The sequence below is a fragment of the Acinetobacter sp. CAU_H_60 genome, from assembly GCF_058599385.1.
In genome coordinates, this window is record NZ_CM178653.1 from 618,000 (window position 1) to 632,179 (window position 14,180).

General features: G+C 43.7%; 11 protein-coding genes. 5 read left to right on the plus strand and 6 right to left on the minus strand.

What is annotated here, in order from left to right; translation table 11 throughout:
• Position 1 precedes the first annotated feature (1 nt).
• The 3 genes from AC4MBN_RS02870 to rlmF all read left to right on the plus strand — a co-directional run bounded on the left by AC4MBN_RS02870 (position 2) and on the right by rlmF (position 4,345).
• Positions 2-1,009, plus strand: a complete 1,008-nt coding sequence (locus AC4MBN_RS02870; protein ID WP_419365645.1) for a cell division protein ZipA C-terminal FtsZ-binding domain-containing protein — start codon at positions 2-4, stop codon at positions 1,007-1,009.
• Positions 1,010-1,105: 96 nt separating this feature from the next.
• Complete coding sequence (gene ligA / locus AC4MBN_RS02875) at positions 1,106-3,145, plus strand: NAD-dependent DNA ligase LigA (RefSeq protein WP_491880626.1); 2,040 nt, start codon at positions 1,106-1,108, stop codon at positions 3,143-3,145.
• 225 nt (positions 3,146-3,370) lie between these two features.
• On the plus strand, positions 3,371-4,345 hold the full coding sequence (rlmF, locus tag AC4MBN_RS02880; protein WP_491880627.1) for a 23S rRNA (adenine(1618)-N(6))-methyltransferase RlmF: 975 nt from the start codon (positions 3,371-3,373) through the stop codon (positions 4,343-4,345).
• Positions 4,346-4,466: 121 nt separating this feature from the next.
• Here the strand turns inward: rlmF and AC4MBN_RS02885 are convergent, their stop codons facing one another.
• Positions 4,467-5,534, minus strand: coding sequence for an SDR family oxidoreductase (locus AC4MBN_RS02885; RefSeq protein WP_491880628.1), 1,068 nt, complete (start codon positions 5,532-5,534; stop codon positions 4,467-4,469).
• A gap of 338 nt (positions 5,535-5,872) precedes the next feature.
• Here AC4MBN_RS02885 and ftn point away from each other — a divergent pair, with 338 nt between their 5' ends.
• Entirely contained in the window at positions 5,873-6,337 is a 465-nt protein-coding gene (gene ftn / locus AC4MBN_RS02890; RefSeq protein WP_004783337.1) for a heteropolymeric bacterioferritin subunit Ftn, read from the plus strand.
• Positions 6,338-6,390: 53 nt separating this feature from the next.
• Here ftn and AC4MBN_RS02895 read toward each other — a convergent pair whose 3' ends face one another.
• The 5 genes from AC4MBN_RS02895 to AC4MBN_RS02915 all read right to left on the minus strand — a co-directional run bounded on the left by AC4MBN_RS02895 (position 6,391) and on the right by AC4MBN_RS02915 (position 11,695).
• Positions 6,391-6,810 (minus strand): ExbD/TolR family protein, encoded by a 420-nt coding sequence (locus AC4MBN_RS02895; RefSeq protein ID WP_004783336.1) that lies wholly within the window; start codon positions 6,808-6,810, stop codon positions 6,391-6,393.
• A 20-nt stretch (positions 6,811-6,830) separates the two neighbouring features.
• A complete protein-coding gene (locus tag AC4MBN_RS02900) occupies positions 6,831-7,256 on the minus strand; it encodes an ExbD/TolR family protein (protein ID WP_419365641.1) in 426 nt (141 codons plus the stop codon).
• 15 nt (positions 7,257-7,271) lie between these two features.
• A complete protein-coding gene (locus AC4MBN_RS02905; protein ID WP_419365640.1) occupies positions 7,272-8,159 on the minus strand; it encodes a MotA/TolQ/ExbB proton channel family protein in 888 nt (295 codons plus the stop codon).
• Positions 8,160-8,195: 36 nt separating this feature from the next.
• Positions 8,196-8,900 carry an energy transducer TonB gene (locus tag AC4MBN_RS02910; RefSeq protein ID WP_419374991.1) on the minus strand — a complete coding sequence of 235 codons (705 nt, stop codon included), beginning with the start codon at positions 8,898-8,900 and terminating at the stop codon, positions 8,196-8,198.
• A 137-nt stretch (positions 8,901-9,037) separates the two neighbouring features.
• Positions 9,038-11,695 carry a TonB-dependent receptor gene (locus tag AC4MBN_RS02915; RefSeq protein WP_419365638.1) on the minus strand — a complete coding sequence of 886 codons (2,658 nt, stop codon included), beginning with the start codon at positions 11,693-11,695 and terminating at the stop codon, positions 9,038-9,040.
• Between the two features lie 725 nt (positions 11,696-12,420).
• Between AC4MBN_RS02915 and AC4MBN_RS02920 the strand changes: the two genes are divergently transcribed.
• Positions 12,421-14,178: an ABC transporter substrate-binding protein gene (locus AC4MBN_RS02920; RefSeq protein WP_491880937.1), complete on the plus strand. Its 1,758-nt coding sequence runs from the start codon at positions 12,421-12,423 to the stop codon at positions 14,176-14,178.
• Positions 14,179-14,180: the final 2 nt, after the last annotated feature.

A 14,180-nucleotide genomic window follows, 5' to 3' on the forward strand; every position in this document is an offset into this window, starting at 1 on the left:
CATGGAAATCACCACAATTATCGGGATTGTTATTGCAATTGTGATTATGCTATTCGGCATAAGACTGATCTTGAAAAAACCTGCGGAGGCTGTACCGTCACTGGATGCGGATCTGCATATTGATCCTGACAGCCAGACTCCGGTTATTCCAAGGCATGTACGATCTCAACTGTCTAAAACCGAAAGTCCGGCAGCTGCACGCGTTGAACCAAGTCTGAATGAAGAAGCGGTAGACAACATTGCACCTGCGGAAGAACAACAAGAAGCAGCCAAAGTAGAGCCAACTTTGGCTGAAACCGCCCAGCCAGAAAGCAAAGCAGCAAGTCCACTCGATACACCGGTGGTTGCAGAGGAAGCAGAACCGGAAGTAACCAAAGCTGAAGAAACCGCAACATCTGCTGAACAAGAAAACAAGCCTGAAATAGTAGACGTAGCAGAAGCAGAAAAAGAACCTAAAGCAGCTGAATTTAGCCTGAATAGCAATATCGAGAAAGCTGAAATTTCTGACTTCAATGATGAAAGTAGTATTCTGGATGCACATCTACATGAGCAAAAAATTGTGGATGAAGAATGTTCGCTGGCTAATGCTGAAACGATTATTTCATTGCATGTTTATCCACAGGGCCGTGCTCTTTCAGGCGAAAAAACTCTAAAAGTTTTACTGAAATATGGCCTGCGTTATGGTGAGCTGGCATGTTTCCATCGTTATAGTGAAGATGGCTCGAAATTGCTATTTTCGGTATTGCGTATGGCAGATACCGGTATGGAAGGTTTTGACTTAGAAACTCTGTCGACTGAAGAAGTCAAAGGTTTGGCGTTCTTCCTGGCTTTACCGCATAGCGATGTACAGAATGCCTTCGATACTATGGACAGCATTTCACGTCTGATTGCGCGTGAAGTGGATGGTCTGGTCTATGATCAGAACCAGCAGGAAATGACCCCACAATTACGTGAATTCTGGCGTCATCAGGCGATTGATTATCGTGCTGGACAGACTGCAGAAGTTTAATATTCCAATATTGAATCTGCAGAATCCGATTTTTATAATAGCGAAAAGCTGAATATTGTATAGGGCGGATTTTCCGCCCTTTTTTATGGTGAAATTATGACCCAAGATGCCACTGTCATTGCGCAAATGCGTCAATTGATTCAACTGCTTGCCAAGCATAATCATGCTTATTATGTGATGGATCAACCTACGATTGAAGACAGTGAATATGATCAGCTCTTTCATCAGCTCAAAGCTTTAGAAGAACAATATCCACATTTACAACAGCCAGACACACCGACAGTTAAAGTAGGCGGTCAGGCACTTTCCAAATTTCTGACCGTAACGCATGCGGTGCCAATGCTGTCTTTGGGCAACGTGTTTAATCAGGACGATCTGTTTGCTTTCGCACGCCGTATTGAAGAGCGCTTACCCAATCAAAAGATTGAATACGATGTTGAGCTGAAATTTGATGGTCTGGCAATTTCCCTCTGGTATGAACATGGTGTACTGGTTCGCGGTGTCACCCGTGGTGATGGGGAAACTGGAGAAGATATTACCCAGAATGTCAAAACCATCCGTAACCTGCCGAAATTCCTGTCTCCAGTGAATGGCGTGATTCCAGAATTACTGGAAGTGCGTGGCGAAGTGCTGATGCCGAAATCCGGCTTTGAACGCCTGAATGCGGCCAATGCAGCAAAAGGCGAAAAAACCTTTGCTAATCCGCGTAATGCCGCGGCCGGCAGTTTACGCCAGCTTGATCCAAATATTGCAGCTTCTCGACCTTTGGCTTTCTATGCCTATGGGATTGCCCAGTGTGTACCGCATCATGGTCAAACCACGATGTCAGCCAGTCTGGAATGGCTACAGCAGTTTGGCTTTGCTGTAGGTGAGCGGCATTTTATCTGCAGTAGCATCCAGGAAGTGCAAAAGGTTTACGAGCAGATCATTGAAGAACGTTCAAAGCTTAGTGTCGAAATTGATGGTATGGTCATTAAGGTCAATGACCTGAAACAACAGCAGAAACTGGGTTTCTTGAGCCGTGAACCACGCTGGGCAACGGCTTATAAATTCCCTGCAGTGGCTGCATTGACCACCGTTGAAAATATTGACTGGCAAGTAGGTCGTACCGGGACTCTAACGCCTGTAGCACGGTTGAATCCGGTTGCCGTGGGTGGTGTAACCGTTTCCAATGTAACGCTGCATAATATTGGTGAAATTCACCGACTGGATGTAAGAATCGGGGATACCGTCAGTGTCTATCGTAGTGGTGACGTAATTCCTAAGGTTGAAAAAGTCTGGCCAGAATTTCGTCCTGCCAATGCGGTAGAAGTGCATTTACCTGAGAACTGTCCAGTCTGTGATTCACCCGTGGTGATGCCGGAGGGTGAGGCATTGGCACGCTGTTCAGGTGAGCTGTATTGTGCGGCGCAGCGCATCGAAACCATCCGCCACTTTGTATCACGTAAGGCCATGGACATTGAAGGTCTTGGCGATCGCTGGGTGGAGTCACTGTTACATCTCAATCTTTTAAAAGATGTCTCGGATATTTATCACTTGCATGAGCATCGTGAGCAATTACTGCAAATCGAAAAAATGGGTGAAAAGTCCGTTCAGAATCTCATTGATTCGATTGAGAACAGTAAGAAAACCACACTGGCTGCTTTCATCTATGCACTAGGTATTCGTGGTGTCGGTGAAACGACAGCCCGTATGCTGGCCAATACTTTCCAAACTCTCGATGCTTTACGCAGTGCTGATGTAGACGCTTTAAAGAAAACACCAGACGTCGGTGATATTACCGCAGAGTGGATTGTTGATTTCTTCCAGGCACCGCATAATCTGGAAGTGTTGGATCACTTGTTGGCTGCCGGTATTTACTGGGATGCGCCAATTGCACCAACACGCCAACCACTGAATGGTGAAAGCTGGGTAGTGACTGGAACTTTAAGCTCTATGGGACGTGATGAAGCAACACAACTGTTGCAAGCCTTAGGTGCACGGGTCAGTGGCAGTGTATCGAGTAAAACCAAATGTGTGGTGGCGGGTGAAAAAGCGGGTTCTAAGCTCGATAAAGCAGAAAAACTCGGTGTGCCTGTGATCAATGAAGAACAGTTTATTGCTTTGATGAAAGAGCATGGGCAAATCGAAGAATAATCAGTTCTAAACAATGATTCAAATAAAAATGACACCCAGGATGATGAATCTTGAGGTGTCTTTTTTATTGCTAGTTCAAAACTATAGGTGAATGAGAGGGGGAGGATAGACAAATACAAGGACGGGTTCGGCAATGTAAGTTGAATTCACGTACAATATTGATTCATTTGCAGGCATAGATCCTGCCTTATTGATTCTGTTCTCCTGTTGATGATTGGCATACACATGGCGCAAGCAAAGAAATCTTTTCCGCAACAAAAATCGCAATTACATGCACGAAATCTGCATCGCAGTCGTTACGATTTTCCTCAGCTAATCAAGAGTTGTCCGGAACTAGCACCTTTTGTCAGCCCGAATCAATACAACGATCTTTCAGTCAACTTTTCTGATCCTCAAGCTGTGAAAATGCTCAATAAAGCATTGCTCAAGCATTTTTATGGTATTCAATATTGGGATATTCCTCAAGATTATCTTTGCCCACCGATTCCGGGTAGAGCGGACTATATTCACTATTTGGCTGACCTGTTAAGTCTCAATAATAACGGTCAAATTCCAACAGGACGCACAGTTCAAGTGTTGGATATTGGGGTTGGTGCGAACTGTATTTATCCGATTATTGGTCATCGTAGTTATGGTTGGAAATTTGTCGGCTCAGACATTCATTCGGCATCGGTTAAAAGTGCTCAATTTATCGTGGAGGCAAATCCAAATCTCAGGAAGGGGATTCAGATTCGATTGCAAAAGACACCGAGCAATATTTTCAAAGGTGTGATTAAACCTTCAGATCGTTTTGATTTGACCCTGTGTAACCCACCATTTCATGCTTCGCAAGATGAAGCAAATGCCACAGCAACGCAAAAATTATGCAAACTTGGCAAGCCGGTTGATCGGTCTAAAGTGGTGTTAAACTTTGGCGGACAAAAGAATGAGCTGTGGTGTGACGGTGGAGAAGAACGCTTTGTTTGCCAGATGGTACAAGAGAGCACACAGTTTGCTGAGCAATGTCTGTGGTTTAGTACACTGGTTTCTAAGAAAACCACATTGCCTATGCTGTTAAATACCTTGCGTAAGTGCGGTGCAGTGGATGTAAAAACTATTAAAATGACGCAGGGACAAAAAGAAAGTCGTTTTGTGGCTTGGACTTTTCTAGATGCAAAGCAACAGCAAGCGTGGAAAAATGCGCGTTGGACTTCTGCTTAAGTAGATTTTTAAGCAGTCGTCATAAGCTTGCCGATAAATGACTTGATGCATAAGCTCAAACTTAATCTGACAGATACAATAAAAAATCGGTCACTGTCAGATCAGGTTTGAGCGAGTACGATTAAGGAATATATTTTTTTACCAGACCATCATCCAGTAATTGCTGGAAATGTTCGACCAGACTTTCTTTCACCGGACGATATTCCAGACCGAGTTCATCCTTACTTTTTTGTGCATTAAAGAAAATTGGATAACCCATATTGAGTTCAACAAATTTACGGCTAAAGCCTGCCAGAGGACCAAAAATCTTGAAAGCCGTTTTAGGTAACTGGTTGCGTGGAAACGGGAATTTTGGACCAAACGCTTCGCGCAGGATTTTTCCCATTTCCAGTAAACTCAAAGTCTCACTGCAGATAATATAGCGACCATGCGCTTCCGGGTTAAATGCAGCACGGATATGTGCTTCAGCAACATCCTGAACATCGACCACACCATTCCACATCGGTGGAACACCCAGCAAGGTCATGCCATTGGCAAACTGTTGCAGAACTTCCACACTGCCTGATTGAGTATTCGGTGTTAAGGATTCCCCAAAGACCAGTGCCGGATTGATACAGATCAGGTCCCAGCGATCCTGTGCTTCCGCCATTTCCCAAGCTTTGCGTTCTGCCATGACTTTGGAATACGGATAAGGCTGATGGGTTTCTGAACTGGTGGTATTCCAGTGAGATTCATCAAAACTGGTGTGCTCGGTTTGCAAAATATCAATCGCATCGCCATATGTTGAGGCAATACTTGAGGTGACAATCACACGTTTGACAGATTCTGTTTTATTGACACTATTCAGCACATTTTGCGTACCCAGAATTGCAGGTTCAATAATGTCTTTGAGCGCATCTTTATAATTGGTGACTACAAAAGGCGAGGCCATATGAAAGACAATTTCACAGCCTTGCATGGCCGCATCAAAAGAACCGGGCTTGAGCAGGTTGGCTTCAAACAGCTTTAAGGTCCCCGGGCTGCTGTCTGCAATTTGTTCAAGGTGCGTATAACTCTGGGTTTTATTCAGGTCACGTACAGTGGCATGTACGGTATAACCTTGTTTCAAAAGTTTCTGGATGACCCAGCTGGCGATATAGCCAGATGCGCCGGTGACCAGAACAGGTGCTGTGCTATGTTGTAATGTCATATTTAAACCGTTGTTGTTTTGACTTCTTTCATCGTAGGCACAATTATGCATGAACCAGGCCAAACAGGTGAGTCCAAGATAAAAATAAGCAACAAGATAAGTGCTTATTAATATTTACAAAAATTAACGTTTGAATATTCCAGCTTGCTGGATTGAATAAAAACGGAATGAAAAATGCAAGATATTGTTTTATAAATGGGATTTGGTCGAACAGAGAGCGTAAATGCAAGTGCTTCTCATTTTAATTATATAAAAATCAGACATTTACCATAATTTTGTTTTTGCAAAACAAACATCTTTTCTCCATAATAAGATGATAAAAGCAGGGAGTAATTCAAATGCGCGGTAATCCAGAAGTCGTAGATTATTTAAATATGCTGATCGGTGGCGAACTGGCTGCTCGTGATCAATACCTGATTCACTCTCGTATGTATGAAGATTGGGGTCTGACGAAAATCTTTGAACGCATCGACCATGAAATGCAGGAAGAAGCACAGCATGCAGATGCCCTGATTCGTCGTGTCCTGTTCCTTGAAGGTACGCCAAATATGCAGCGTGATGACATCGAAGTTGGTGAAGATGTGGTGACCTGCCTGAAAGCTGACCTGAAGCTTGAGTATCATGTCCGTGAAAAGCTGGCTCAAGGGGTAAAACTTTGTGAAGAGAAGGGCGATTATGTGACCCGTGACATGCTGCGCCAGCAAATGTCAGATACGGAAGAAGATCATACTTACTGGTTAGAAAAACAGTTACGTTTAATCGAGCTGATTGGCCTGCAAAACTATATCCAGTCGCAAATGTAAGATATTGAATAATAAAAAACCCAGCACATGCTGGGTTTTTTGATTCTGTAGATTCAAGAATTGTTGTTGCTGACAATCCCGATTTTTTTCACTTCCAGACGCTGAGCCGCAGCCATCACCATGGCGATATGCTTATATTCAGTTGCGCGATCAGCCTTGATTTTAATCTGATCCTGATCCGCTTTTTGCGCCACGGTCTTGAATAAGGCTTCTAGCGCTTGGGCATTCGCCACCGGCTGATCATTCCAGAAGATCTGGCCTTGAGCATCGAGACGCAAATTCACAATCTCTGGCGGTTTTTCCTCAGTCGGTGGAGGTGTACCATTCGGCAGGTTGATATTAATCGAATTATTCGGCAATGGAATAGTGATAATAAACATAATCAGCAAGACCAGCATGACATCAATCAATGGTGTCATGTTGACGTCCAGCATTACATCATCATCCTGATTTGAGCCAACATTCATTCCCATAACTGGATTCTCTCTCAATCTTAAGGTGAAGCGGGCGGGGTCGTGACAAATGCAATCTTGCCAATACCTGCTTGCTGGGTAGTACTGATGACCTGATCAATCGCTTCAAAAGCTGTTCTTTGATCACCACGAATATGCACTTCAGGCTGAGGACGTTTCTGGGCTTCTGCCTGTAAACGGGTCAATAAAATTGCCTTGTCCGGAATATAGGATTCATTCCAGAAAATATCGCCATTTTTATTGACTGCCAGCTGGATATTTTCCGGCTTGGTTTCATACGGGACATTACGTTCTTCAGGCAGATTGACCGGTACGGTATGAATTGCAACCGGTACTGTAATCAGAAAAATAATCAGCAGTACCAGCATCACATCAACCAGAGGCGTGGTATTAATGGTACCAATGACCTCATCATCGCTGTCGTTTGAATTGACCATCATTCCCATGGTTGACCCCCATTTTTATTTTGTGTCGCGGTGAACAGGATTATTTGAGCTGATTTCGCCGCTCAGCAGTACAGCATGCAGGTCAGAACCGAAGGTACGGACTTCTTCCATCACCGCTTTATTACGGCGAGTTAACCAGTTGTAGCCAAGTACTGCAGGAACTGCCACTGCCAGACCGATTGCAGTCATGATCAGTGCTTCACCGACCGGACCAGCAACTTTATCGATTGATGCCTGACCGGAAATACCAATTGCAGTCAAGGCATGGTAAATGCCCCAAACGGTACCAAACAGACCTACGAAAGGTGCAGTAGAACCTACGGTTGCAAGGAATGCCAGACCACCACTCAGATGGCTTTGAATCTTGTCGACTGCGCGTGAAATAGAAATCGTGACCCAGGTATTAAAGTCGATACGCTCAAGTAAAGTACCGCCATGATTTTTGGTTGACTTGATGCCTTTTTCAGCGATAAAACGATATACGCTGGCTTCATCCAGATTTTGCGCTGCATTATCCAGTGAAGAAGATTCCCAGAACTGATGTTCTGCTTCTTTGGCCTGTTTGCGAATCTTGCCTTGTTGCAAGCACTTAGTGATCATGATGTACCATGTACCGATCGACATGATCACCAGAATGAACAGGGTCACTTTAGACACCATGTCGCCTTCTTTCCACATGGCTTCCAGACCATAAGGATTACTGGCAGGTTTTTCAGCTGCAGCAGGTGCTGGCGGTGTAGGTTCTGCGACAGTCGCTGGTGTGGTTTCTGCAGTTTCAGTCACTGTCGTGGCAGGTGTAGGGGATTCTTCAGCAAATACGGTTTGCAAAGGGAGTAAAATACTTGCCGCAATGACACTTGCAGCAGTCATATTTTTTAAAGGTTTTAGTGATTTTTTCATCATAGATCTCCTGATTTTTTTCTTTATCTGTTGTATCTGTTAGTCAAGGACAAATTCATATGGAATGTCATACCAAGATTCTTGCGGTTCGCCATTTTTCATTGCCGGCTTGAAGGTACATAAACTGAAGGCTTTCGATGCGGCACGATCCAATGCACGGCTTCCGCTCGACTTTTTCACCTTTGCATCCTGGACCTTGCCAGCAGTATTTACATATACAGAGATCAGCACTTCACCTTGCTCTTCATTCATTAGTGCATCACGTGGATATTCTGGACTCTTACAGCCAGCTTCGCCTTGAGATACGCCGCGTGTAACGCCAGTTGGTTGCGGTGGAGCAGCAGGTGCTGCTGCAACAACTGGGGCTGGTGCAGCCACCGGACTTGGGGATGGTGTTGCTGCAGCTACAGGTGTTGGTTCTGCAACCGGTTGAGTGACTGTTGGTGTAGGCTGTGTTTTCTGTACCGGAACCACTTTTTCTACCGGTTTAACCTCAGGAACCTGTGCCACTTTTTCTACCATTTTTGGCGGCTCAGGTGGGGTTTCCTTAGGTGGCTCTGGTTCTGGTGGTTTAATATCCTGAATAATCATCAATTCAACCGGTTCTTCTGACGGTTTGATGATGTCTTTTGCCATACCTGCCATTAGCACCAGGCCCACCAGGATATGCAAGAAAATCACGACACCAATTCCAGTCAACTTTTTGGCGGAGCTTTTTTCTATGTCTTCAAACGTTGTGCTCATCATGACTCCTGGAATTTAAGACAAACAAGAAATAACGGTTTATTTCAAAGGTGAGGTAGCTGCATTATTTTTTGTTTGGCTAAAATGATATGAATACTGCAAATACAGCATGACGCTGTATTTGCAGAAAGCTTGTCTTAGAATTTGTAAGTACCACGGATGTAGTAAGTACGACCTGTAGGATCTGAGTAACGAGGGTCATAACCGTATTGGAAGTTATCCAGAACATCAGATGCAGCGGGCTCTTCATCAAAGATGTTGAGGATACCGCCAGTCAACTCTAGGTTTTTGAAGCCTTTATAAGTTGTTGCGAAGTTATAAAGTGTGTAGTCACCCACATCACGTTCGCCAGAGTAGTCTTCATAACCACGAGTGAACTGTTGTTCAAAGATCATTTTCCAGTCTTCATAAGACCAGTTCAGGTTGGCAACATGTTTCCAGCGAACTACTGCCGGGTCTTCATATTTGCCTACCAGACCAGACCATTCACCGCCTGGTTCACTTTGGTAGTCCAGATTGATCACGTAAGTACCATCAATACCGAAACCGAAACGACCAGTAGAAGTTTTAGGTGTCAGGTAGTTCAGGCTCAGGTCTACACCTGAAGTTTTTAAACCGCCAGAGTTCATCAGGGTAGTACGGATGTGCTGGATACGGCCTTCGCTATCACGTACGAAACGGTCAGCATAAAGGTCTGGATCACCAAAGATTGATGATTCACCCACTGTACCTACCAGACCATCGATCTCGATATTGAAGTAGTCAGCAGTGAAGACCAGGTTTTTGATTGGTTCAAATACTAAACCAGCAGTGAACGATGTAGATTCTTCTGGTTGCAGATCAGGTGAACCACCTTGGGTACGCTTGAACTGGGTATTACATTCAACCTGGTATTTAGGTTCAACTGGCGTGCCACCTGGACATAACACAGGGTCATTGTATTTCGCACCTGTCCAGGTTTCACTGATAGGCGCGTTGATTTCGTACAAGCTTGGTGCACGGAAACCGGTGCTATAAGATGCACGGAACATGATTTCCTTCATTGGTTCCCAACGAAGACCAACTTTCGGGTTGAAGGTATCACCGAAGTCGCTGTAGTCATCATAACGGGCAGCAATTTGAGCTTCCAGACTTGGCAAGATTGGGATCTGGAATTCAGTAAAGAATGCTGTGATGTCACGGTCACCCTTACTGATTGGTTTGCTCGGATCAATACCAGAACCTGGTACTTGAGCCACAATTTCAGAGTTTACTTTTGCTTCCCAGTCCTGAGTCGTGAAGCTACCACCGAAGGCAAAGCCAACATCACCTGCAGGTAATTCAAAAATTGGACGGCTAATCGTAAAGTCTGCAGTTGTAGATTCTAAAGAGGCGATGTTAGTTTCGCCATTAATTACAAATGATTCCCAAGGGGTATCGCCTGGACGTGCTGGACCGAATGGGTTAATACGACCTTCATTCAATGCAGTTTGCAGGTTGCTACGGTGTAAGTAACCACCTGTAAATTCATCAGTTGCTTCGCTTTTCGCGTATGACACGCCTGCGTTGATATCCCAGCCTAATGCCTCACCTTCAATACCGGCAAAGAAGCGGTGTGAATCATTGGTTGACATACTTTGACGGTTACCTGCCTGAGAACGGAGGTAAAGTTCAAGTGGGTCACCGCTCAAATCTCCATCTGTAATAGCCGGAGTAATTCCATTACCTGGATAGTATTGGCTGCTTGAAGGTAAAGTCACAGTACGGCCATAAACGTCTGGTGCAATTGAAGTGGATACTTCAGAACGTGTAAACACGTATTCACCAATCGCATTTAATGAATCATTAAGTTTGAATGTCCCTTTACCTAATGCAGACAGGGTTTCAACCTGTGGTTTGATGGCAATCAAAGCCTGCGTATTCAGATAACAGAAGCCGTCATCTGGAGAAGACCAAGGAATATTGTTACAGTCATCTGGATATGGGTTACCTAAATAACCACTTGTTGGATCATAGATGTTTGCCGGGAAACCACTTGCAGAGCCTGCATCAATGCCTAATTCAGGAATTACACCACCACGGCGGCTGACTTTACGCTGTTGAGCATGGATCTGGTTAGATTTACGGTAGTCCAAGACACCCATGACGTTAAAGCCATTTTCATCCAGGTCACCAAAACCCCCGAAGATCGCAGCCTGTTGTTTCTCACCACCTGAATGTTCAGTTTCATGCAAGGCTCCGGTAACGCCTAAGCCATTGTATTCAGATTTGGTGATGAAGTTGATTACCCCCGCAATCGCATCTGCACCATAAACTGCAGAAGCACCATCACGTAAAATCTCAATACGGTCAATCATCGCCATAGGGATAATGTTTAAGTTGGTACTATCTGTACTGAATGCACTATAGGCAAGACGGCGGCCATTTAAAAGCACAAGCGTTTTGTCTGAGCCTAGACCACGTAAGTTGGCTGTCGAACCTGAAGTATTACTTGCACCTACGTTTTGAGCAGTAGAGAAACCAGCCTGGTTCGCGCTGACTTTTACTAAAGCTTCTTCAACAGTAGTTACACCCTGGTTCGCAAGATCTTCACCTTTAATGACGGTGATTGGTGAAGAACTTTGTGCAGCAACCCCCTTGATTGATGAACCCGTCACTGTCACTTTCTGAACTTTAGTTGGCTGTTCAGCAGATGCAGCTTCTTCGGCATGGGCCAGCGGCAGACACATCATACTTAAGCTGAGTGCGCTTAACTTGAGTAGTCTTTTGCTGACGGTTGGAGCCCCCATAGATCCGACCAATTTATTTTTTTTCATCGTAAATTTCACCCTTTTGTTATGTGAAGTAGTGCTGGGTTGATCTAAGCAAGGCGGATGCCAACTTATAAAATTTTATATTTTTATATTTTTAACTTATTGAAAAATATTGATTTAATTGAATGAGGTTTAAATTTATCGAGCGATACTGAAGAAAAATTAAGAAGTCTGTGTATCGAATCTGAAGAAAGAAGGAAGTGAGACCCCTGTCAAAGCAATAAATAAATATTTAATGAATAAGAAAGTAGTCCAAAAATGAGAGGGAAATTGAATAAAGTTTAATCATGGTGCATAATTTTTACATAAAATATACAATATTTTTTTAAAATAAATTATTTATAATACAATTACTTGTGTTTATTTATTGTTTACCTAAAGGTATACAATAGTGCAATAAGATGAAACAGGGTTGAGTTATTTTTGTGCGAAATGAACTTCAGTAAGAATTTTGAGGATAAAAATTTAATTAATGATTCATGGAAAATATTATGTTATTCATAATGTTTTAAATAATTAATAAAAATAAACTTTTTTCAGTTAAAAACAGGAAGAAATCCCTATTTTTTGCAAGGATGGCATGAAATTCGCTTTGTTCAGTTTATTCCATCTGTCCAGCTTTGACCCATCCATTGAAGCAAATATGGGATGATGTATTTAAAACTTCCTATAGCAATAAAACTTCAAGATAAAGAATAGGTACAAATTTGAAATCAGCACTTTTTAGCATGACGATTTTGGCCTTGGCTATGAGCTCGGGGCAAACTGCCTGGGCAAAATCATCTGCACATCCGGATAAAGTCTTAAACCTGGCTTTCGAAGCACCTGATGATGGTTTTGATATGGTCAAAACCTATAATTTTTATAGTGGTAGCGTTGCTGAGGCCATTTTCGAGCCTTTGTTGCGTTATGACTATCTGGCCCGGCCTGCAATTTTGGCTCCGAATACCGCCGAGTCTTTACCCGTGGTTGAACAGGATGGCAAAATTTATACCTTTAAAATCAAGCCAGGAATTTATTTCAGTCCGGATCCAGCCTTTCAGGGCAAGAAGCGTGAACTGGTTGCCCGGGATTATATTTATTCCATGCAAAGGGTGATGGATCCGAAAAACCATTCGCCTTCTTTTTCCTTTATCGAAGGCAAAATTCTTGGCGCAGATCAAGTCATTCAGCAGGCCAAAAAAACGGGCAAATTTAACTATGATGCTCCGATTGCCGGTTTAAAAGCCCTAGATAAATATACCTTACAAATTACCCTGACCCGTTCAGACCTGAACTTTCCTTACATTCTGGCCTATGTCGCTTTTGCTGGTACTGCACGTGAAGTCATCGAACATTATGGCGATCGTGTTGGTCAGCATCCAGTTGGAACAGGGGCATACCAGTTGCACAAATATGTGCCGCGTAGTCGCATTGAGTTAACTGCCAATCCAAATTATCGCGGTTTTGTCTGGAACTTTAAGGGAGATGGTTCAGAGTGGGATCAACGGATTGTCAAAGCCATGCAAGGCAAGCAGATGCCACAAATTGGTAAGGTTAAAATCAGCATCATTGAAGAAGAACAGTCGCGCTGGCTGGCTTTAAAATCTGGACAATTAGACTATGACAAACTGACTGCAAGCGGTTCTGAACAGGCACTGGAAAATAAGCAGCTGAAAAGTGAATACAAGAAAAAAGGCATCCTGCATTATCCGAATAAAGAACCGGAAATCACCTATACCATCATGAATATGCGTGATCCGGTGATTGGTGGGGACTCCCTGGAAAAAATTGCACTACGCCGTGCTATTGCTTTGTCCTATAACCAGAAAGAAGCCATCCAGCAATTATACAAGGGGCATGCCGTTAAAGCTGAAATGATTCTTCCTGAAGGCGTGGGCGGATATAACCCGAATTATAGAAGTAGCATTGCCTACAACCCTTTGCTTGCCAATAAACTGCTCGATCGCTTTGGCTACAAGAAAGGCGCCGACGGTTACCGCACTTTGCCTGATGGCAAACCATTGGTTTTGAAAATGAACTCGACTAGCTCAAGTTCTTCCGTCATTTCTGCGGAGCTATGGAAAAAGAACCTGGATGCAATCGGGGTAAAAGTTGAATTTAAAGTCAGTAATTTTGCCGACAATTTAAAAGAAGCCACCCAGTGCAAACACATGATGTGGGGTGGTGCCTGGATTGCGGATTATCCGGAAGGGGAAAACTTTGCCCAGTTGCTGTATGGCCCAAATGCCCAGCAAGGTAACCTGAGCTGCTATACCTCTAAAGCTTATGACGCACTGTATCAAACCGCAATGAAGCTGCCACCTCAGCAACGTACTCCATATTATGAGCAGATGAACCGCCAGATGGAGGCCGATAATCCGTGGATTCTACACAATACCCGGGTACGTAACTGGCTGATTCACCCACAGGTACAGGGCTTTAAGGCACATCCGGTGACTAGAGCAGTTTGGCAATATCTGGATATTGAACCTGTTAAAAAATAACT